This is a genomic window from Staphylococcus sp. 231237_7MaSpsaltlick (genome assembly GCF_043107035.1).
This window is the reverse complement of the sequence record NZ_JBICNX010000300.1, coordinates 1-540: the sequence shown is the minus strand read 5'-3', so window position 1 is coordinate 540 and position 540 is coordinate 1. Positions and strand designations below refer to the sequence as shown.

General features: G+C 50.7%; 1 rRNA gene. It reads right to left on the bottom strand.

The features are described 5' to 3' along the window. Positions 1-18: 18 nt before the first annotated feature. Positions 19-540, bottom strand: a 16S ribosomal RNA gene (locus ACF91D_RS31580); the annotation flags it as partial.

Below are 540 nucleotides of genomic sequence, written 5' to 3'. Positions count from 1 at the left end.
TTCCGAATATATCCTTAGAAAGGAGGTGATCCAGCCGCACCTTCCGATACGGCTACCTTGTTACGACTTCACCCCAATCATTTGTCCCACCTTCGACGGCTAGCTCCATAAATGGTTACTCCACCGGCTTCGGGTGTTACAAACTCTCGTGGTGTGACGGGCGGTGTGTACAAGACCCGGGAACGTATTCACCGTAGCATGCTGATCTACGATTACTAGCGATTCCAGCTTCATGTAGTCGAGTTGCAGACTACAATCCGAACTGAGAACAACTTTATGGGATTTGCATGACCTCGCGGTTTAGCTGCCCTTTGTATTGTCCATTGTAGCACGTGTGTAGCCCAAATCATAAGGGGCATGATGATTTGACGTCATCCCCACCTTCCTCCGGTTTGTCACCGGCAGTCAACCTAGAGTGCCCAACTTAATGATGGCAACTAAGCTTAAGGGTTGCGCTCGTTGCGGGACTTAACCCAACATCTCACGACACGAGCTGACGACAACCATGCACCACCTGTCACTTTGTCCCCCGAAGGGGAA